Genomic DNA, 21,169 nt, shown 5'->3' with positions numbered 1-21,169 from the left:
TTACGCGTATATCGCTGATATCAGCGCGCGTACTGAGGAAAGGAAGTTAGCTTCTACGTTGGGCGTTTCTTAGGCACCTGCTATAGAGCTTAGAGATGCTCTGAAACGACATCAATGCGGACGGTGCTGGAATTGTTGTAGGAGTTTTAGTAGCGAAGGTCGAAATTAGTGAGAATTTTCTTACCCAATAAAAAGGCCCCGATCAGATCGGGGCCTCTTGCAATTCGATTTTTCGATTTACATCGTCAAATCACGGCTAGCTCAGGAATCAATCCCAGCTAAGTGCACCGCCGGTTTGATACTCGATAACCCGAGTCTCAAAGAAGTTCTTCTCTTTCTTCAAGTCCATGATCTCGCTCATCCAAGGGAACGGGTTAGTCGTCCCTGGATACTCTTCCTTCAAACCAATCTGCGACAGACGACGGTTAGCGATGAACTTCAGGTAGTCCTCCATCATCGCCGCGTTCATGCCGAGTACACCGCGTGGCATGGTGTCCCGCGCGTATTCGATCTCCAGCTGAGTGCCCTGCAGAATCATCTGCGAAGCTTCTTCCTTCATCTCGGCATCCCACAAGTGCGGGTTTTCGATTTTGATCTGGTTGATCACGTCGATGCCGAAGTTCAGGTGCATGGATTCGTCGCGCAGGATGTACTGGAACTGCTCGGCGACGCCGGTCATTTTGTTGCGGCGGCCCATGGAGAGGATTTGGGTGAAGCCGCAGTAGAAGAAGATGCCTTCCAGAACGCAGTAGTAGGCGATCAGGTTGCGCAGCAGCTCTTTGTCGGTTTCGACGGTGCCGGTTTCGAACTTCGGATCGGAGATCGAACGGGTGTATTTCAGGCCCCAGGTGGCTTTTTTCGCGACCGATGGGATCTCGTGGTACATGTTGAAGATCTCGCCTTCATCCATGGCCAACGATTCGATGCAGTACTGGTAGGCGTGGGTGTGGATCGCCTCTTCGAAGGCCTGGCGCAGGATGTACTGGCGGCATTCCGGGTTGGTGATCAGGCGGTACACGGCCAGGACCAGGTTGTTGGCAACCAGGGAGTCGGCGGTGGAGAAGAAGCCGAGGTTGCGCATCACGATGCGGCGCTCGTCGTCGGTCAGGCCTTCCGGGTTTTTCCAGAGGGCGATGTCGGCGGTCATGTTGACTTCTTGCGGCATCCAGTGGTTTGCGCAGCCGTCCAGGTACTTCTGCCATGCCCAGTCGTATTTGAATGGTACGAGCTGGTTGAGGTCGGCGCGGCAGTTGATCATGCGCTTTTCATCGACAGCTACACGGGCAGAGGCGCCTTCCAGTTCGGCGAGGCCTTCGGCGACGTCGAGGGAATCCAGGGCAGCCTTGGCGCGGGCGATGGCGGCGGAGTCCGTCGCGGTCACGGCGCGGGCCTCTTGAGCGGCGGCACCACCGGCGCTGTCGAGGCGGTCCATGTTGGCTTCAGAAGCGTGGCCGGCATTGGCGCCTTTTACAGCGGCTTCGCCGTCATCTTCTTTGTCGAATTCGTCCCAGCTCAGCATGACGTGTCGTCTCCTGCGTGAGGGCCAGATTGCCCGTGTGAAAACTGATAGGTTGGTTTTTCACACGGCCGGTTCTGGCCGCGTTGGATCTAAAGGAAATCGTTTGTTGCAGCAGTACAACGCAGGCAATAAACAGAATTTTGTACGGGTGTTCCGAAGCCGCTGATGGGCGCAGAAAGCGTGAACCGCTCTGCGTGGGCTTCAGACTGGCTTTTCACCCCTGTAAGGGAATATTGCAGGCCCGTTTAAGTCCGCATTATAAGGAAATTTTCGGCCCCGTGGTGCGGCGAAATGGCACCTGGAGGGCTTGGCGAGGGGCGTTTTCAGGTTGGAGCGAGGGTTTACAGGGCTTTGGCGGAGGAAGTTTTTTTTTCGCCTGTTTCGGCTGGTTTTTGACGGTGAGATCAGGGTGTTCGCCCGGTTAAGCGCGGCTGATACGTTGCAAGCCAGGTAAGACGGGGCTTGCAGAGCAATGGGCGGGGTTTTGTGGACGAGATTGTGTGCAATATTGAGCTGTAAGGGAGCTTGAAAAGCGTTGTTCAAAAAACAACCAAAAAACCCTGTTTTTCACTACATGTTGTGGTTTTGGTCGATTTTCAACCACTCCAGACACAACTAAGCCCGACCGAAGTCGGGCTGTGATGTCGCGCCCGGTTTCAGCTGAAACGAGCGGCACCTACGCGGTCAGAGCCATCAGCAGCAACTTTGGCTGCACCGATGTGATCGGCGCCATCGGCAGCGACTTTGGCAGCGCCCGTACGATCGAAGCCGTCAGCCGCAAAAGAGGCGGAACCGGTGTGGTCGTAACCGTCAGAAGCGACAGCCGCATCGTTGAAAGCAGCCGAGCCAGTGCGGTCGTAGCCGTCAGCGGCGAAGGTGTTGGCGGCCAGGACGGAAAGGGTCAGGGCGAGGATCAGTTTGGTTTTCATGGTAGTGGCTCCAGGTTCGTTGGCGTTGTGTGCCTTGGTGTGGAATTCATACTACGCCAGATAATTTGATTAAAAAGCGCAAATAAATGCTAAAAACAATCAAGTTAATCGATGTAAGGCTCGGCACTTCATCGGTCTCTTAAAAAGGATGGGTCGAGCCTTAGGGGGTAAAAGTGGGGCGGATCAGCCGTTGGAGCAGCCGTTACCCATGACGCTGTAACGCAGAATGTGTCGCTGGCCTTTGGAGTCGTCGTAGACCATTTTGGCCGGGACTACTTCGCAGACGTTCGGGACTTCGCTCATCGAGATGACTTTGGCGATGTCCAGGTGGGTGGAGTAGGTGTATTCCTCGACGACGGGTTGTTGTTTTGCGGCATCAGTCGGGGCCTCGTCTGCCATGGCGGTTGCGCACAGACTGCTGAGGGCCAGAACCAATAAAGCTTTCATTTCGAATTTACCTTTCTGAGGTCGAATGGGGTCACGCAATCTTTTTAGGATTGCGTGTGGAGCTTTAGTAAAGAGTCTTGGATTAACTGCCTTCGTGGGGGCTGCAACTGGGTTAATCACATTGCCGTGTTGGCGAGACCGATTTTAGGCCTGGGCATGACGGGCATATAGCCGTGCTTTTGATAAACACCTTTGGCAGATTTGGTAATAATCGTCGAACCCCCTAAAACAGTGGGTTTGAGCGTCGCGTCGCGGTATAGCCACATTTTGTAGGGGCTTGTTACTACCATCGTCGAATGGTTCTATAGGCCCGCCCCGGCTACAACTGGGGCCATACAAAAACAACTATTCCACCGAGGTAAGAAAGATGAGTGCGGCTTCTCTGTATCCCGTTCGTCCCGAGGTAGCAGCCAATACGCTGACTGACGAGGCCACTTACAAGGCCATGTACCAGCAGTCGGTCGTCAACCCGGACGGCTTCTGGCGCGAACAAGCCAAGCGCCTCGACTGGATCAAGCCTTTCACCACGGTGAAGCAGACGTCCTTCGACGATCACCATGTCGACATCAAATGGTTCGCCGACGGCACGCTGAACGTTTCCTACAACTGCCTCGACCGTCATCTGGCCGAGCGCGGCGATCAAGTCGCGATTATTTGGGAAGGGGATGACCCTGCCGAAAGCCGCAACATCACCTACCGCGAACTGCACGAACAAGTCTGCAAGTTCGCCAACGCCTTGCGCGGCCAGGATGTGCATCGCGGCGACGTGGTGACAATCTATATGCCGATGATCCCCGAAGCCGTGGTCGCCATGCTGGCCTGCGCCCGGATCGGTGCGATTCACTCGGTGGTGTTCGGTGGTTTCTCGCCGGAAGCCCTGGCCGGTCGCATCATCGACTGCAAATCCAAAGTGGTGATCACCGCCGACGAAGGCATTCGTGCCGGCAAGAAGATCTCGCTCAAGGCCAACGTCGACGACGCCCTGACCAACCCGGAAACCAGCAGCATTCAGAAAGTCATCGTGTGCAAGCGCACCGGCGGCGACATCAAGTGGAACCAGCATCGCGACATCTGGTACGAAGACCTGATGAAAGTGGCGGGCACCGTCTGCGCGCCAAAAGAAATGGGCGCCGAAGAAGCGCTGTTCATCCTTTATACCTCCGGTTCCACCGGCAAGCCGAAGGGCGTGCAGCACACCACTGGCGGTTATTTGCTGTACGCGGCAATGACCCATGAGCGCGTGTTCGACTACCGCCCGGGTGAAATCTACTGGTGCACCGCCGACGTCGGCTGGGTCACCGGCCATTCTTATATCGTCTACGGCCCGCTGGCCAACGGTGCGACCACGCTGCTGTTCGAAGGCGTGCCGAACTATCCGGACATCACCCGGGTGGCGAAGGTTGTCGACAAGCACAAGGTCAACATCCTCTACACCGCGCCGACCGCGATCCGCGCGATGATGGCGTCGGGCACCGCCGCTGTTGAAGGTGCCGATGGCAGCAGCCTGCGTCTGTTGGGTTCGGTCGGTGAGCCGATTAACCCGGAAGCGTGGGATTGGTACTACAAGAATGTCGGCCAGTCCCGTTGCCCGATCGTGGATACCTGGTGGCAGACCGAAACAGGCGGCAACATGATGAGCCCATTGCCGGGTGCTCATGCGCTGAAACCTGGCTCGGCAGCACGGCCGTTCTTCGGCGTGGTGCCGGCGCTGGTGGATAACCTGGGTAACATCATCGAAGGCGTTGCCGAGGGTAACCTGGTGATTCTCGACTCGTGGCCAGGCCAGGCGCGCACGCTGTATGGCGACCATGACCGTTTCGTCGACACCTACTTCAAGACTTTCCGTGGCATGTACTTCACCGGTGACGGTGCGCGTCGTGACGCAGACGGTTACTACTGGATCACTGGTCGCGTGGATGACGTGCTTAACGTTTCTGGCCACCGCATGGGCACCGCCGAGATCGAAAGCGCGATGGTCGCTCACCCGAAAGTCGCCGAAGCGGCGGTGGTGGGTGTGCCGCACGACATCAAGGGGCAGGGCATTTATGTCTACGTCACGTTGAACGCTGGTGAAGAGACGAGCGAGCAACTGCGCCTGGAGCTGAAGAACTGGGTGCGTAAAGAGATTGGCCCGATTGCCTCGCCGGATGTCATTCAATGGGCGCCGGGTCTGCCGAAAACCCGTTCGGGCAAGATCATGCGCCGGATTCTGCGCAAGATTGCCACGGCGGAATACGACGGGTTGGGCGATATCTCCACCCTGGCCGATCCGGGTGTGGTGCAGCATTTGATTGATACACACAAGACCATGAATGTTGCGTAAGTAGCATTCGGAGTCATCGAAGCCCTGCCAGGTGTTGAGTCTGGTGGGGCTTTTTCGTACTGATCTTCAACCAATAATTATCGGCTTCCCCCGTAGGCCCTTTCCCACTGTTACCCATCACCTTTCAAGTAACTGAATGTGTAACCGCCCGCCCGATAACGAGGCAATGGGAAACGCAAAGCCCCGTTTCAGGGCTTCTCAATCGCCATGAAAAATAAGACACAACGCTACGCTTGCCGGATTAGAAGGGTTTGCCAATAATAGGCCCGCAATTTGCAATATAGATCGGTTCACTGTCTTTTGCTCTTGCATGAAATTGCAGGGCTGTCAACGTGCCCAAGCGGCATTCTCGGTGCTTCTGTAATTTGTTGTCGCATTGAAGAAATATCGGCTTCTGGCCTGTCGTTAGAATGCCAATCACTCGCTCGTCGTTGCCTGCGTTGAAATCAGCGCACGGTTCCTAGGACGCAGCACCGCTTTTTGGTTTAACCATTCGCATATTGGGCTGTCGCTCACTCTGCCGTTTTTGCCCTTTACCGATGGAGTCCCAAGATGAAGAAACTCGTGCTGCTTGGCGCCCTGGCACTGTCCGTGCTGTCCCTGCCGACATTCGCCGATGAAAAACCTCTGAAAATCGGTATCGAAGCGGCTTACCCTCCGTTCGCCTCCAAAGCACCGGACGGCAGCATCGTGGGTTTCGACTACGACATCGGCAACGCCCTGTGCGAAGAGATGAAGGTCAAGTGCCAGTGGGTCGAGCAAGAGTTCGACGGCCTGATCCCAGCACTCAAAGTGCGCAAGATCGACGCGATCCTGTCGTCCATGTCGATCACTGAAGACCGCAAGAAGTCCGTGGACTTCACCAACAAGTACTACAACACCCCGGCTCGCCTGGTTATGAAAGCCGGCACTCAGGTCAGCGAAAACCTGTCTGAGCTGAAGGGCAAGAACATCGGCGTGCAACGTGGTTCGATCCACGAGCGTTTCGCCCGCGAAGTCCTGGCCCCGCTGGGTGCCGAGATCAAGCCTTACGGTTCGCAGAACGAAATCTACCTCGACGTGGCCGCTGGTCGCCTCGACGGCACCGTGGCAGACGCTACCCTGCTGGATGACGGCTTCCTGAAAACCGACGCCGGCAAGGGCTTCGCCTTCGTTGGCCCGGCCTTCACCGACGTCAAATACTTCGGTGACGGCGTAGGGATCGCGGTTCGCAAGGGCGACGCGCTGAAAGACAAGATCAACACCGCGATCGCGGCCATTCGCGCGAACGGCAAGTACAAGCAAATCCAGGACAAATACTTCGCCTTCGATATCTACGGCAAGTAATCGTCCCCGCAACAAGTCCGAAATGGCGCAAGCAACAGGATCTCTGAGGTTTGCGCCATTTTTTCATCCCAACTTTCGAGGACCTGAATCATGTTGAAAGGCTACGGGGCTGTCATCCTCGATGGCGCATGGCTGACGCTTCAGCTCGCCTTGTCGTCCATGGCCCTGGCCATCGTCCTGGGGCTGATCGGCGTTGCGCTGCGTCTGTCGCCGGTGCGCTGGCTGGCCTGGCTGGGCGATCTGTATTCCACGGTGATCCGCGGTATTCCCGATCTGGTGCTGATCCTGCTGATTTTCTACGGCGGCCAGGACCTGCTCAACCGCGTTGCGCCGATGCTCGGCTATGACGACTACATCGACCTGAACCCGTTGGCCGCCGGTATCGGCACCCTGGGCTTCATCTTCGGTGCATACCTGTCGGAAACTTTCCGTGGCGCGTTCATGGCGATCCCCAAGGGTCAGGCAGAAGCCGGCATGGCATACGGCATGAGCAGTTTTCAGGTGTTCTTCCGGGTGTTGGTGCCGCAGATGATTCGTCTGGCGATTCCGGGCTTCACCAACAACTGGCTGGTACTGACCAAGGCCACCGCGCTGATTTCGGTGGTGGGTCTGCAAGACATGATGTTCAAGGCCAAGCAGGCGGCAGATGCTACCCGCGAGCCTTTCACCTTCTTCCTCGCGGTGGCGGCGATGTACCTGGTGATCACCAGCGTCTCGTTGCTGGCATTGCGTCATCTTGAGAAGCGCTACTCGGTAGGCGTAAGGGCGGCTGAGCTATGATCTTCGACTACAACGTCATTTGGGATGCCTTGCCGCTGTACTTCGGCGGGCTGGTGACCACCCTCAAACTGCTCGCACTGTCGCTGTTCTTCGGTTTGCTGGCGGCATTGCCGCTGGGGCTGATGCGCGTTTCCAAGCAGCCGCTGGTCAACATGAGTGCCTGGCTGTTCACCTACGTGATCCGCGGCACGCCGATGCTGGTGCAGCTGTTCTTGATCTACTACGGTCTGGCGCAATTCGAAACAGTACGTGAAAGCTTCCTCTGGCCATGGCTGTCCAGTGCCTCGTTCTGTGCGTGCCTGGCCTTCGCGATCAACACCAGCGCCTACACCGCCGAAATCATCGCCGGCAGCCTGCGTGCCACGCCGAACGGCGAGATCGAAGCGGCCAAGGCCATGGGTATGTCTCGCATCAAGATGTACAAGCGGATCCTGCTGCCATCGGCCCTGCGCCGGGCACTGCCGCAGTACAGCAACGAAGTGATCATGATGCTGCAGACCACCAGTCTGGCGTCGATCGTGACCCTGATCGACATCACCGGTGCTGCGCGCACGGTCAACGCTCAGTTCTACTTGCCGTTCGAAGCCTACATCACCGCCGGCCTGTTCTATCTGTGCCTGACGTTCATTCTGGTGAAGCTGTTCAAACTGGCCGAACACCGCTGGCTGGGCTATCTGGCCCCGCGGAAGCATTGATATGGAACGTATCGATCATGCTTTGCCGTGGAGCCACCTGGGCAGTGAACGCCGGATCTCGGTGTTCCGCTTCGGCGCTGGCGAGCGCAAGGCTTACATCCAGGCCAGCCTGCACGCCGATGAACTGCCAGGGATGCGCACCGCGTGGGAGTTGAAAAAACGCCTGAGCGAACTCGAAGCCCAAGGTTTGCTCAATGGTGTGATTGAACTGGTGCCGGTGGCCAATCCATTGGGCCTGGGTCAATTGCTGCAAGGCAATCATCAGGGGCGTTTCGAAGCGGGCAGCGGCAAGAACTTCAACCGGGATTTTGTCGAACTCAGCGCGCCGGTGGCCGCCGAACTCGATGGGCATCTGGGGGATGATCCGCATGCCAATATTCGACTCATCCGTCAGGCCATGAGCGATCACCTGGCAGCTTTGCCAGAGGCGAGCAGCCAGTTGCAAGGCATGCAGCGCATCTTGCTCAGCCATGCCTGCACCGCTGACGTGGTGCTGGATCTGCATTGCGATTGCGAAGCGGCGCTGCACATGTACGCCTTGCCGCAACACTGGTCGCACTGGCGCTCACTGGCTGCGCACTTGAACGTCAAGGTCGGCCTGCTGGCGGAAGATTCCGGCGGCAGTTCCTTTGACGAAGCGTGCTCGCTGCCGTGGCTGCGTTTGTCGCGTCTGTTCCCGGATGCGCAGATTCCACTGGCCTGCCTGGCGACGACCATCGAACTGGGTGGTCAGGCCGATACCGGTCGCGCTGAGGCAGAAGCTCACGCCGAAGGCATTCTGGCGTTCCTCGCCGAGCAAGGCTTGATCGGCGGTGAATGGCCCAAGCCTGCGCAAGACGCGTGCGAAGGCATGCCGTTCGAAGGCACCGAATTACTGTTCGCGCCGCATCCTGGCGTGCTGAGTTTTCTGCGTAAACCCGGTGAATGGGTTGAAGCAGGCGACGAGATTTTTGAAGTGATCGATCCGCTGGCGGATCGGGTCAGCACGGTGTGTGCTGGTACGTCCGGGGTGCTGTTTGCCATTGAACGGCTGCGTTACGCCCAACCCGGTTTCTGGCTGGCCAAGGTGGCGGGGCGCGAAGCGCTGCGTCACGGGCGCTTGCTCAACGACTGACTGACTGTTTTTGTGAGAACCGACCGCATGTACAAACTTGAAGTCCAAGACCTGCATAAACGCTATGGCAGTCACGAAGTGCTCAAGGGCGTGTCCCTGAAAGCGGCGGCTGGCGATGTGATCAGCATCATCGGCTCCAGTGGCTCCGGCAAAAGTACTTTCCTGCGTTGCATCAACCTGCTCGAGCAGCCGCACGCGGGCAAGATTCTGCTCAACAACGAAGAGTTGAAACTGGTTGCCAACAAGGACGGCGCGCTGAAAGCCGCCGATCCGAAACAACTGCAACGCATGCGTTCGCGCCTGTCGATGGTGTTCCAGCATTTCAACCTGTGGTCGCACATGACCGCGCTGGAAAACATCATGGAAGCGCCTGTGCATGTGCTCGGTGTGTCCAAGGCCGAAGCCCGCGAGAAAGCCGAGCACTACCTGAACAAGGTCGGTGTGGCCCATCGCAAGGACGCCTACCCAGGGCACATGTCCGGTGGCGAGCAGCAACGTGTGGCGATTGCCCGTGCGCTGGCGATGGAACCCGAAGTGATGCTGTTCGACGAACCGACCTCGGCCCTCGACCCGGAGTTGGTGGGTGACGTGCTGAAAGTCATGCAGGCCCTGGCACAGGAAGGCCGGACCATGGTGGTGGTGACGCACGAAATGGGCTTTGCCCGTGAAGTGTCGAACCAGCTGGTTTTCCTGCACAAAGGCGTCGTCGAAGAAAGCGGCAACCCGCGCGAAGTGCTGGTCAATCCGCAGTCGGAACGCTTGCAACAATTCCTCTCGGGCAGCCTCAAGTAATCGCTCCCGTTACGCACCAAATTAGGTCATGCTGCGCACCGCGCGCCAGATGGTCTAATTTGGTTGCAGCCGCCTTCGGCTTTAACACTGTCTTCGTTTCGGATTGCCCGCCATGACTGCCCATCGAATTGGTTTCCTGATTTGGCCCAGCACTAAAGCTCTGACGCTTGCGCTGGCTGAGGAGGCCTTGCGTGTTGCCCAGCGTGTGCACCCGGACGTTGTTTACGAATTGTCGTTTTTGCAGGCCGAACCGCCGACCGACGGCGCCTGGCAATTGCCCGGTGAGCCATGGGCCGGCAAGCTCGAAAACTTTCAGAAACTGTTCCTGCTCGCCGACGAACCACCGACTTCTCTCGCGCCGCCGCTCAGCAGTGCGTTGAAACAGCTGGTGCGCGCCGGTTGTGTGATCGGCGGTTTGTCCGCCGGTGTTTACCCATTGGCGCAGTTGGGTTTGCTCGACGGTTATCGCGCTGCCGTGCATTGGCGCTGGCAGGACGATTTCGCCGAGCGTTTCCCGAAAGTGATTGCCACCAGTCACCTGTTCGACTGGGATCGTGATCGCTTGACCGCGTGCGGTGGCCTGTCAGTTCTCGACTTGCTGCTGGCGGTGCTGGCCCGCGATCACGGCGCCGAACTGGCCGGTGCGGTGTCGGAAGAACTGGTGGTCGAACGCATTCGCGAGGGCGGCGAGCGCCAGCGTATTCCGTTGCAGAACCGCTTGGGTTCCAGCCATCCGAAGCTCACCCAGGCGGTGTTGCTGATGGAAGCCAACATCGAAGAGCCGCTGACCACCGACGAAATCGCCCAGCACGTGTGCGTATCGCGTCGGCAGCTGGAGCGGATCTTCAAGCAATACCTCAACCGCGTGCCGAGCCAGTATTACCTGGAACTGCGCCTGAACAAGGCCCGGCAGATGTTGATGCAAACCAGCAAGTCGATCATCCAGATCGGCCTGTCGTGTGGCTTCTCTTCGGGGCCGCATTTCTCCAGCGCCTACCGTAACTTCTTCGGTGCCACGCCCCGGGAAGACCGCAACCAGCGGCGTAGCAGCAGCCCGTTCGAATTGTCGTCGGTGCCGTCCGAGCGCGGGTGATCAAGTGCTCCACGCTCGGAACTGAAGGTTGTGTTACTCGTCCATCGCTGAGCTATCGGAGGATGAAACCTCCATTTCGCCTCGATTGATTACTTCTTCCACGCCGAAATCCGCGCCCGTGTGTTCAAAGTAGCCGATCAGCCGTAACAGGCTCTCCTCGGAAAGCTGATTGCCTCTCAGGCTAATGTTCTCCGCGATGTCCAATGGCATCTCCAGAACGTCACTGGGGACCTCGGTGATTGCGTTTTCGCTCAGGTCTGCCCAGTCCAGTTCGGTCAGTTGTAACAGGCCATGTGGAATTTCGGTGAGGCCAGTGTGGTTAAGCACGACGGTCGCCAGACTTGGCATCTGGCTCAGGTCCAGTGTTTGTCCCAGAGGGTTGTGGCCCAGATCGAGATAATCAAGCTGTTCCATCCCTGCTAATGCGTTAGTCGACTCCGGTGACAAACGGATGCGGCAATAGGGCAATGACAACGATCTCAGTCGACTCATCTTGAATACCGCCTCAGGAATGTTGCCCAGGTTGCACTCGCGCAGCCTGAGGCTTTTGAGGTTGGGGAAGGACTCCAGAAAGCGCCCGATGCGGGTCGCGCCGTTGGCACTGCCAAGTTCCAGCGCTGAGACATGGCTGAAGTCGGCGCTCAGTGTCGGCAGCTCTCCGATGATGATGGAGGGGGCAGTGAGCTCGAACGTGGGCTCAAGGGCATCGTTGAAATCATCCAGTTCGGATTCATGCTGCCAGCACCTCTCAAGAAGCTGTTTGAATTGGTCACGGTTGGCTTGTTCGACAGCCAGTTGGTTGTCGTTGAGGGGGGTGTCCGTTACGGGGTGCCGGTCCGGAACGTCGGCGGTCCAGACAGACAAATCATTTCTCAATTGGGCAAACTCTTCTTCAAGGCGCGTCAGATCGGTGCGGCCATCCTCCAGCGTGCCCGGCAATTCGTAGACAAATTGACTCGCTTGCTCGACGTCCATGCCGGGGTATAGCGCAGTGACGCGATCAATGTCCGCCTCGGGGGCATAGACGGACATGTCGTAAGCGGTATCGAAGTGGTGTTGCTTGATCAGTTCTCGGGCTCTGTTGGAAACCGGATTGTGCGTGAGGTGTATGCCACGCTTGTTGTACAACGAGCTCTCGAACAATCCGACAGGCAACTCGCTGATAAGGTTGTTCGTCAGCAGAAGGGTGTCGAGCCTTGGGTGTTGCAGGGCGCCGGCCGGAATTTCGGACAGGTCGGTGGCGCTCAGATCCAGGTGAGTCAGTTCGCTCATTGTGTCGATGTGGGGTGCGGTTTCAAATGGATTCTTGTACAGATCCAGCGAGACCAGCTTCTTCAATGAAGTCAGTTTCGACCATGTGGCCGCGTCAATCCTGATGCCGCAATCGCTTAGAACCAGGGCGTGAAGGTCTGTCATTCGGGGGATGGCGTCGGGGAGGGTGGTCAGGGAGAAACGGCGTAACTCCAGGCGGTGTAATCCACTGAAACGCTGTAGAAACCCTGGAATACCCTGCGCGGTATGGTTGCCTTCCAGGGATAGCAGCGACACATGAGCGAAGTCGGCATGTATTGACGGCAAGTCACCGATTATCGGCTCTGCAAACCTGAGCGTATACCGGCTAGTCTCATCCGGTGCGTCGAAGTCCAGTTCGGTCTGTCGCCGCCAACTGCGTTGGATTTCCTGAGCCAGCAACTGGCGATTGTTTCTCTCGGCTTGTTGATCCAGCTCACTGAGAGGGCGTCCGGTTTCAGGATGAACAGTGGGCACCTCATTGATCCAGGTGCCCAGGTCCTGATGCAGTCGGACCAGCTCTCTATTCAGGCGTGAGAGTTCAACGCGAGCGCCATCGGGGTGACTCTGCAATGCCTGGACTACGGACTGTAATTGCTCTTGAGACAGATTGGGGTAAACATCTCGAACCCGGTCGTTAAGCGTAAGTGTCTCGCGGCTGGCTCGGCTATAGCCCTGCGTGCCACCGGGCAGGCGCATGGTGGTGGGGTCATAGTAGGGTTTTCGATGGGGATTTTTTGCGAACAGTGCGCGTAATGCCGGTTGCTCCAGAGCGTGCTCGGCGATGCGTTGTTTGAATGTCCGGGCGTCTTGAGGCGAAGGGCTCAATGCATTGCGCTGTGCATCCGGCAACGCCTGAAAGAGGGCCTGATAGAAATCACCGGGTACTGATTCACTGTCCTGGTGAGCCTGGTAGGTCCCGTCTTCGGCCCGCACCAGCGTTTTAAGTGTCGGCGCATCGGGCTGACCAATGCTGTCACGCAGGGTCCCGTCATGGGAATAATCCCTCACTTCGATACGTAGCTCGGCAGGCCAGTTGGGCAATGAGTTCAGACTATGTAAGGCCAGTCGATGGGTATCGGTGGTTTCCAGCGCTTTGGAATAAAGGCCTTCACAGGCTCGGGTTGCACGTACGGCCTCCATGGCTTTTTGTGCCGCGTCCTTGAGGCGTTGGGGGATGCGATTGCTGTGCAACTGCCGTAATTCGGTGCCGGTGGCATTGCTCACCAACTCTTGTGCAATATCGGTGGGTAGTCCCTGCACGTCGTCAAGCAGTCGCTGAACTGGCGGGTTATCCGTTTTTTCCTTTGCGCGGTAGAGCATTTCGAACAGCGATTTGCGGTACCTCAGGGCGAGATCCACAGTCTGCTTTCGGAGTGTTTGCGTCTGGGTTTCCAGTGCCGGCACAGGCGTGTCGGCAGGCCATGCGTCGTATCGGCTCAGCAGTTGATATTGCATGGCCGGATCGGCCTTTCGATAGTGTTCGGGTTGGTCGCTGCCGATCTGTTCGATAAAGGTTTCAATGTCCCGATTGATCCGGAAGCGTTTGATCGTGTCGGTCAGCAGCGAAGGCGGGCGATACCGCTCGACGTGCGTTTCACGCACTACGTTGTCGTGGTAACCGCTGATCCGCAGGATTTGCTCGCGCTCGGCGCTACTGAACGATTCAACACTATGGCCGAGGCGACGCATGACTTTTTCCCGGTCCCAGTTCAACGGTTGTTCCAGCTCTGTGTACCAGGCGCCGTGGTTGTTATGCAGCAGAGTCGGCTGATAAGCATCGGCCCGGCTCGGATGCTCAATCTGAAACGCACCCGACGTATGATCGGGTTTCACGGCATACAGTTTTTCTTCCAGTCGCAGCAGTGTCTTGCCTCCGTGACGATAGAGGCCAAGCTGATCGGGTTTTGATGCTTCGGGCAAACTGAGAGTTTGTTCGTAAGGTGTGAGATCCGGCTTCCAGTAGCGGGTTTTTCCCTCAGGCGTCGTGATGGGTTTGAATGGGGCGATAAGCCCAACAGCTTCGCGCGAAAGTAGGCGACTGAAGGCGCCGGCAGCGATGGCGCCGCCCACCGCGAAGGTGCCTACCTAGACCACTGTTTCGGCGAACGTCATCAAGTGCCCCAGCGCTTCTGTTTTCAGCCCTATGGCCAGGTCCACGATGCCTTCGAAGGTCTCATCGAGTAACTGGTAGGCCATATAGGCCAGCATCAATTCGCCAAGAAACGGAACAAATGGCAATGCAACAAACGTCGCGATTTCAAGAAGTGTCGAGGCCACTTTGCTGAAGGCATCCCACAATGCCCATCGTGCGTTTCGGTCGGCAGAAGCGGTGGAGACGGCGAGCGTGCTGGCGTCGTTGAGGATCTTGTTCAACTGCCGCTGATGGAGATGGTTCCACAGGTCCGCTCTGAACGGGGTTATCGCAAACCGGAGATTGGGCGTGTCGATGGGCGTTTCGCGCCAACTCGGCATGGGGTCGCCATGCTGGTGTGGATGCCAGGTTACGCTCTGGAGGCGACGATTGAGATCAGCAAAGAAATGTCCCCTTTCTTTGTGGTCGACGAAGCGACTGAAAAACGTTTGGTAAGCGGGAGTGCGCAGCTTGCGGGTTAGCTCGTTGAGGAACGCCAGTGTGTCTGGATATTGCTTGAGAGGGTGCTCCGGATCGTCCGGGATGTAAGCGATGACCCGCGTTGCCTTGCGTGCTCGGTCAAGCTTCGGCGCGAACATGACGATGCCGGTCAGTGAGGAAGACATGATTGTCAGGTCGTGACAATACAGCGGCTGGCCATCCAGTCGAGCGCCCGAACGTCCTTCCACAATGCGCAGGATCGAGAGGCGGGCATCCTCTGGAATGTCCCCTCGGATGTGCGCCATTTGCAGTGCGGACTTGAGTGCGGTTTTGTGCGAACCGATCACCTTCGATTTCAACACCGCTGCGGCCACCGGATTGGTCAGCCCCAGATTGTCTTTAAGGTAAGTGCTGTACTGGCCACCGATATCCAGTTCCCGGCACAACAGGGCAAAGGCTGCGACAGTGAGTTTCTGCTTGACCCTTGGCAGTGTCTCGAACTGCCCTGTGAGCGACGGTTTGGTGATGAACGTCGAGGCGGACTCATAGGCATCCGCTGCGGTTTCCGATTCCTGAAAATTATGAAGGCAGGCATCGAGCAGCGATACGGTCCAGGTACGCGCAGCACCCGTCTTGATCCCGAATAAGGGCACTGTTTGAGGTGTGTAGAGGCGCAGGAAAGTGGTTTTGACGTCCAGGTCCAGGTCAAAACGGGTTTTCAGGGCCGCGCTCAGAAGAGGTTCGGCAAAGTCGCGTGCGCTTTGCAGCTTCGACAGCATCGAGTCCAGGCGATTTCGATGGGTCCAGTGTTCCTGGCTGAGCTTTTTCAGCGACTGATGTTGCGAAGGCGTCGCGGTGCCATGCCAGTCCGGCACGGCAAGCGAGGCTTGTTTGAGAGCGCTACGTGTACCGAGCGAGGCTTCTAATACCCAGCTCGGCAGATTATTGAACAGGTGATGGTAGTGATCGTCCGGTTGTGTGGCGGATTCACTGACGGCGACAGTGGAGGGGTGATCATTTTCGTATCGGCTCATGCGCTATTCCCTTAGCGTTTGGATTGGCCGCCAGCAAAACAGACAATGATGTGTTCGGTGCGGTACATAATTACCGCACCATCCGACAACCCTGCCTATAACCTGTGTCGACAGTTTAAACTGCGCCTTTGCGACCCTATATGTCGCATTGCCGTAAACCCGGGCAAAACCGGTGTTTGCGCTATAAGAAGTTGTCGCTTGGCGGCAAGGCCGGGCTGAAAACTGTCCTTACAATCCCCTCATCGCTCGCCAGTTTCAGGCGAGTGTTCCTCATCAGGAGACTCCGATGTCCGTTGAGCACGCTGCGGTAGAACGCGCCGATTTTGACCAGGTAATGGTTCCCAACTATGCGCCTGCCGCTTTCATTCCTGTGCGTGGCGCCGGTTCCCGTGTTTGGGACCAGTCTGGCCGCGAGCTGATCGACTTCGCCGGCGGGATTGCCGTTAACGTATTGGGCCATGCGCACCCGGCGCTGGTCGCTGCATTGACCGAACAGGCGAACAAGCTGTGGCACGTCTCCAACGTGTTCACCAATGAGCCGGCCTTGCGCCTGGCCCATAAGCTGGTCGACGCCACGTTTGCCGATCGTGTGTTCTTCTGCAACTCCGGCGCCGAAGCCAACGAGGCCGCTTTCAAGCTGGCCCGTCGCGTGGCCCATGACCGTTTCGGGACCGAGAAGTACGAAATCGTTGCCGCGCTCAACAGCTTCCACGGCCGTACCCTGTTTACCGTGAATGTCGGTGGCCAGTCGAAGTACTCCGACGGCTTCGGTCCGAAGATCACCGGCATCACCCACGTGCCTTACAACGATCTGGCCGCGCTGAAAGCCGCTGTTTCCGACAAGACCTGCGCGGTGGTGCTGGAGCCGATCCAGGGCGAAGGCGGCGTACTGCCGGCCGAGCTGTCTTACCTGCAAGGCGCCCGTGAACTGTGCGATGCGCACAACGCGCTGCTGGTGTTCGACGAAGTCCAGACCGGCATGGGCCGCAGCGGTGAGCTGTTCGCCTACATGCATTACGGCGTGACCCCGGACATCCTGACCAGTGCCAAGAGCCTGGGCGGCGGTTTCCCGATCGCAGCAATGCTGACCACCGAAGACCTGGCTAAACATCTGGTTGTCGGCACCCATGGCACCACTTACGGCGGTAACCCGCTGGCATGCGCGGTCGCTGAAGCAGTGATCGATGTGATCAACACGCCCGAAGTGCTGAACGGTGTCAAAACCAAGCACGACAAGTTCAAGACCCGTCTTGAGCAGATTGGCGAGAAATACGGCCTTTTCACTCAGGTTCGTGGCCTGGGCCTGCTGCTCGGTTGCGTGCTGGCCGATGCCTGGAAAGGCAAGGCCAAAGACATCTTCAACGCCGCCGAGCGTGAAGGTCTGATGATTCTGCAAGCCGGCCCGGACGTGATTCGTTTCGCGCCAAGCCTGGTGGTTGAAGACGCCGATATCGATGCCGGTCTGGACCGCTTCGAACGCGCCGTGGCCAAGCTGACGCAAGCCTGATTCATACAGTGCTCCTCAGCGCCTATCGTAATAGATAGGCGTTGAGATTATTTCCTGTGCCGGGCCTGCCCGGCATTTTTTTCCCCGAGTTGGCGCAATTCGCCAACCTGATGTTAAGAAAGGAGTGACACCATGCTGGTGATGCGCCCCGCGCAAATGGCTGATCTGGGCGAGGTACAGCGTCTGGCTGCGGATAGCCCGATTGGTGTCACTTCCTTGCCGGATGACGTTGAACGCCTGAGCGACAAGATCGCCGCAAGCGAAGCCTCGTTCGCCGCCGAAGTGAGCTTCAACGGTGAAGAGAGCTATTTCTTCGTGCTCGAAGATACCGCCACCGGCAAGTTGGTCGGTTGTTCGGCCATCGTTGCCTCGGCCGGTTATTCCGAGCCGTTCTACAGCTTTCGAAACGAAACGTTCGTGCACGCCTCCCGCGAGCTGAAGATTCACAATAAGATCCACGTGCTCTCCCAGTGCCACGATCTGACCGGCAACAGCTTGCTGACCAGTTTCTACGTGCAGAGGGAGTTGGTGGGCACGCCTTGGGCGGAGCTCAACTCCCGTGGCCGTCTGTTGTTCGTGGCCAGCCATCCGGAGCGCTTTGCCGATTCCGTGGTGACCGAGATCGTCGGTTACAGCGACGAAAATGGCGACTCGCCGTTCTGGGATGCCATCGGTCGCAACTTCTTCGACCTCAACTACGCCGAAGCCGAGCGTCTGTGCGGTTTGAAGAGCCGCACGTTCCTCGCCGAGCTGATGCCGCATTACCCGATCTACGTGCCGTTGCTGCCGGACTCCGCTCAAGAGGCGATGGGCCAGGTGCACCCGCGGGCGCAAATCACCTTCGACATCCTGATGCGCGAAGGCTTCGAGACCGATCACTACATCGATATTTTCGATGGTGGCCCGACTCTGCATGCCCGCGTCTCGGGGATCCGTTCGATCGCCCAGAGCCGTGTAGTCCCGGTGAAAATCGGTGAGCCGGTCAAAGGCGCCGGTCGTCAGTATCTGGTGGCCAATGCCCAGTTGCAGGATTACCGCGCTGTGTTGCTCGAGCTTGATTACGCGCCGGGCAAACCGGTGACCCTGGATCTTGAAGCGGCCGAAGCCTTGGGTGTTGGTGAAGGTGCCAGCGTGCGCCTGGTGGCGGTTTGACGCCTGCTTCCTGGAGAGAAATGTCTGGAAAGCAGCGAAATTTCGCGGGTGGCGCAAGCGGCCCGTTTGAGGAGATAGCATGATCGTTCGTCCCGTACGCAGCAGCGATTTACCCGCTCTGATCGACCTGGCCCGCAGCACCGGCACCGGCCTGACCACTTTGCCGGCCAACGAAGAGCGTCTTGCCCATCGGGTTGGCTGGGCCGAGAAAACCTTCCGCGGCGAAGCCGGGCGGGGCGATGCGGACTACCTGTTCGTACTCGAAGACGACAATGGCCGCGTGGTGGGTATTTCCGCGATTGCTGGCGCCGTCGGCCTGCGTGAGCCCTGGTACAACTTCCGGGTGGGCCTGACGGTCAGTGCCTCGCAAGAGCTGAATATCTACCGCGAAATTCCGACGCTGTTCCTGGCCAACGACCTGACCGGCAACTCTGAACTGTGCTCGCTGTTCCTGCACGCCGATTACCGCAGTGGCCTCAACGGCCGCATGCTGGCCAAGGCGCGGCTGCTGTTCATCGCCGAGTTCCCGCAACTGTTCGGCAACAAGATCATCGCTGAAATGCGCGGCATGTCCGACGAAGCCGGGCGTTCGCCGTTCTGGGAAAGTCTGGGCCGGCATTTCTTCAAGATGGAATTCAGCCAGGCCGATTACCTCACTGGCGTGGGCAACAAGGCGTTCATCGCCGAACTGATGCCGAAATTCCCGCTGTACACCTGCTTCCTGTCGCCAGACGCGCGCAACGTGATTGGCCAGGTTCATCCGGACACCGAGCCGGCTCTGGCGATGCTCAAGAGTGAAGGTTTCAGTTACCAAGGCTACGTCGATATTTTCGACGCAGGCCCTGCGGTGGAGTGCGAAACCGCCAAGATCCGCGCAGTGCGCGACAGCCAGGCGCTGGTGCTGGCCATCGGCACCCCGGGTGATGACGCCACGCCGTTCCTGATCCATAACCGCAAGCGCGAAGACTGCCGGATCACTGCCGCGCCAGCACGCTTCGCCGCTGGCACGTTGGTGGTTGATCCGCTGACCGCCAAACGTCTTCAACTCAACGCTGGCGATCAAGTACGCGCCGTTCCGTTGTCTGCAGCTCGGGAGTCGAAATAATGAATTCGCTATACATCGCCGGTGAATGGCTGGCCGGCCAGGGTGAAAGCTTTCAATCGGTCAACCCGGTGACCCAGCAAGTGCTGTGGGCCGGCGAAGGCGCCACTGCCGCTCAGGTCGAGTCGGCCGTGCAAGCCGCGCGTCAGGCGTTCCCGGGCTGGGCCCGCCGTACCCTGGAAGAGCGCATCAGCGTGCTGGAAGCCTTTGCCGCTGCGCTGAAGAATCACGCTGACGAATTGGCTCGCACCATCGGTGAAGAAACCGGCAAACCCTTGTGGGAAGCGGCGACTGAAGTCACCAGCATGGTCAACAAGATTGCCATCTCGGTACAGAGCTACCGCGAACGGACCGGCGAGAAGAGCGGCCCGCTGGGCGACGCCACCGCCGTATTGCGTCACAAGCCGCACGGCGTGGTGGCGGTGTTCGGTCCTTACAACTTCCCCGGTCACTTGCCGAACGGTCACATCGTGCCGGCGCTGCTGGCCGGTAACAGTGTGCTGTTCAAGCCTAGCGAACTGACACCGAAAGTCGCCGAACTGACGGTCAAGTGCTGGATCGAAGCCGGTCTGCCGGCCGGCGTGCTGAACCTGCTGCAAGGTGCTCGCGAAACCGGTATCGCCCTGGCGGCGAACCCGGGCATCGACGGTCTGTTCTTCACCGGTTCCAGCCGTACCGGCAATCATCTGCACAAGCAGTTTTCCGGTCGTCCAGACAAAATCCTCGCGCTGGAAATGGGCGGTAACAACCCGCTGGTGGTGGATCAGGTTGCGGATCTCGATGCGGCCGTTTACACCATCATTCAGTCGGCGTTCATTTCTGCCGGCCAACGCTGCACGTGCGCCCGTCGTTTGCTGGTGCCGCAAGGCGCCTGGGGCGATACGCTGCTGGCGCGTCTGGTGGCGGTCAGCTCGACCATCGACGTCGGTGCGTTCGATCAGCAACCAGCACCGTTCATGGGCTCGGTGATTTCCCTCGGTGCTGCGAAAGCCCTGATGGAAGCGCAAGAACATCTGCTGGCCAACGGCGCCGTGGCGCTGCTGGAAATGACTCAGCCTCAGGCTCAGGCTGCGTTGCTGACCCCGGGCATTCTGGACGTGACAGCGGTTGCCGATCGCCCAGACGAAGAGCTGTTCGGTCCGCTGCTGCAAGTGATCCGCTACGCTGATTTTGAAGCGGCGATCGCTGAAGCCAACGACACCGCTTATGGCCTGGCGGCCGGCCTGCTGTCGGATTCCGAAGCGCGTTATCAGCAGTTCTGGCTGGAAAGCCGCGCCGGTATCGTCAACTGGAACAAGCAGCTGACCGGTGCGGCGAGCAGCGCGCCATTCGGCGGCGTCGGCGCCTCGGGCAACCATCGCGCCAGCGCCTACTACGCGGCGGATTACTGCGCGTACCCGGTGGCCTCGCTGGAAACCCCGAGCCTGACCTTGCCAGCGGCCCTTACGCCCGGCGTACGCATGTCGTAAGACAGACCCTTGTAGCAGCCTA

General features: G+C 58.3%; 14 protein-coding genes and 1 pseudogene. 11 read left to right on the top strand and 4 right to left on the bottom strand.

What is annotated here, in order from left to right; all coding sequences use genetic code 11:
* Positions 1 to 268 precede the first annotated feature (268 nt).
* The 3 genes from AF70_RS14525 to AF70_RS14515 all read right to left on the bottom strand — a co-directional run bounded on the left by AF70_RS14525 (position 269) and on the right by AF70_RS14515 (position 2,895).
* Positions 269 to 1,519, bottom strand: a complete 1,251-nt coding sequence (locus tag AF70_RS14525) for a ribonucleotide-diphosphate reductase subunit beta (RefSeq protein ID WP_019582875.1) — start codon at positions 1,517 to 1,519, stop codon at positions 269 to 271.
* Positions 1,520 to 2,175: 656 nt separating this feature from the next.
* The gene (locus AF70_RS14520) at positions 2,176 to 2,448 is read right to left on the bottom strand and encodes a hypothetical protein (protein ID WP_028939372.1); all 273 of its coding nucleotides are present in this window, start codon (positions 2,446 to 2,448) and stop codon (positions 2,176 to 2,178) included.
* A 183-nt stretch (positions 2,449 to 2,631) separates the two neighbouring features.
* Positions 2,632 to 2,895, bottom strand: coding sequence for a DUF2790 domain-containing protein (locus tag AF70_RS14515; RefSeq protein WP_019582877.1), 264 nt, complete (start codon positions 2,893 to 2,895; stop codon positions 2,632 to 2,634).
* A gap of 367 nt (positions 2,896 to 3,262) precedes the next feature.
* On the opposite strand from AF70_RS14515, the gene acs reads away from it, so the two are divergent.
* From acs to AF70_RS14480, 7 genes are all read left to right on the top strand, one after another.
* Complete coding sequence (gene acs, locus AF70_RS14510; protein ID WP_019582878.1) at positions 3,263 to 5,218, top strand: acetate--CoA ligase; 1,956 nt, start codon at positions 3,263 to 3,265, stop codon at positions 5,216 to 5,218.
* A gap of 552 nt (positions 5,219 to 5,770) precedes the next feature.
* On the top strand, positions 5,771 to 6,544 hold the full coding sequence (locus AF70_RS14505; protein ID WP_019582879.1) for an ABC transporter substrate-binding protein: 774 nt from the start codon (positions 5,771 to 5,773) through the stop codon (positions 6,542 to 6,544).
* A gap of 90 nt (positions 6,545 to 6,634) precedes the next feature.
* Positions 6,635 to 7,324 carry an ABC transporter permease gene (locus AF70_RS14500; protein ID WP_007934894.1) on the top strand — a complete coding sequence of 230 codons (690 nt, stop codon included), beginning with the start codon at positions 6,635 to 6,637 and terminating at the stop codon, positions 7,322 to 7,324.
* The gene (locus AF70_RS14495) at positions 7,321 to 8,019 is read left to right on the top strand and encodes an ABC transporter permease (RefSeq protein ID WP_028939371.1); all 699 of its coding nucleotides are present in this window, start codon (positions 7,321 to 7,323) and stop codon (positions 8,017 to 8,019) included. Before AF70_RS14500 ends, AF70_RS14495 begins: the two co-directional genes overlap by 4 nt.
* A 1-nt stretch (position 8,020) precedes the next feature.
* The gene (locus AF70_RS14490) at positions 8,021 to 9,133 is read left to right on the top strand and encodes a succinylglutamate desuccinylase/aspartoacylase family protein (RefSeq protein ID WP_019582881.1); all 1,113 of its coding nucleotides are present in this window, start codon (positions 8,021 to 8,023) and stop codon (positions 9,131 to 9,133) included.
* Between the two features lie 27 nt (positions 9,134 to 9,160).
* Entirely contained in the window at positions 9,161 to 9,925 is a 765-nt protein-coding gene (locus AF70_RS14485; protein WP_007971015.1) for an ABC transporter ATP-binding protein, read from the top strand.
* Between the two features lie 112 nt (positions 9,926 to 10,037).
* The gene (locus tag AF70_RS14480) at positions 10,038 to 11,018 is read left to right on the top strand and encodes a GlxA family transcriptional regulator (protein WP_019582882.1); all 981 of its coding nucleotides are present in this window, start codon (positions 10,038 to 10,040) and stop codon (positions 11,016 to 11,018) included.
* A 33-nt stretch (positions 11,019 to 11,051) separates the two neighbouring features.
* Here AF70_RS14480 and AF70_RS14475 read toward each other — a convergent pair.
* Positions 11,052 to 15,917: pseudogene (locus tag AF70_RS14475) on the bottom strand (dermonecrotic toxin domain-containing protein).
* A gap of 286 nt (positions 15,918 to 16,203) precedes the next feature.
* Between AF70_RS14475 and AF70_RS14470 the strand changes: the two are divergent.
* From AF70_RS14470 to astD, 4 genes are all read left to right on the top strand, one after another.
* Entirely contained in the window at positions 16,204 to 17,424 is a 1,221-nt protein-coding gene (locus AF70_RS14470; protein WP_019582884.1) for an aspartate aminotransferase family protein, read from the top strand.
* Between the two features lie 132 nt (positions 17,425 to 17,556).
* Positions 17,557 to 18,576, top strand: a complete 1,020-nt coding sequence (aruF, locus tag AF70_RS14465; RefSeq protein WP_007934901.1) for an arginine/ornithine succinyltransferase subunit alpha — start codon at positions 17,557 to 17,559, stop codon at positions 18,574 to 18,576.
* Positions 18,577 to 18,655: 79 nt separating this feature from the next.
* Positions 18,656 to 19,681, top strand: a complete 1,026-nt coding sequence (astA, locus tag AF70_RS14460; RefSeq protein WP_018926391.1) for an arginine N-succinyltransferase — start codon at positions 18,656 to 18,658, stop codon at positions 19,679 to 19,681.
* Entirely contained in the window at positions 19,678 to 21,147 is a 1,470-nt protein-coding gene (astD, locus tag AF70_RS14455) for a succinylglutamate-semialdehyde dehydrogenase (RefSeq protein WP_169342486.1), read from the top strand. Before astA ends, astD begins: the two co-directional genes overlap by 4 nt.
* Positions 21,148 to 21,169: the final 22 nt, after the last annotated feature.

Source organism: Pseudomonas sp. KD5, assembly GCF_012932895.1.
Lineage (GTDB): Bacteria > Pseudomonadota > Gammaproteobacteria > Pseudomonadales > Pseudomonadaceae > Aquipseudomonas.
Note: the sequence above shows the minus strand (reverse complement) of the source record. Positions and strands in the feature narration are given on the sequence as shown.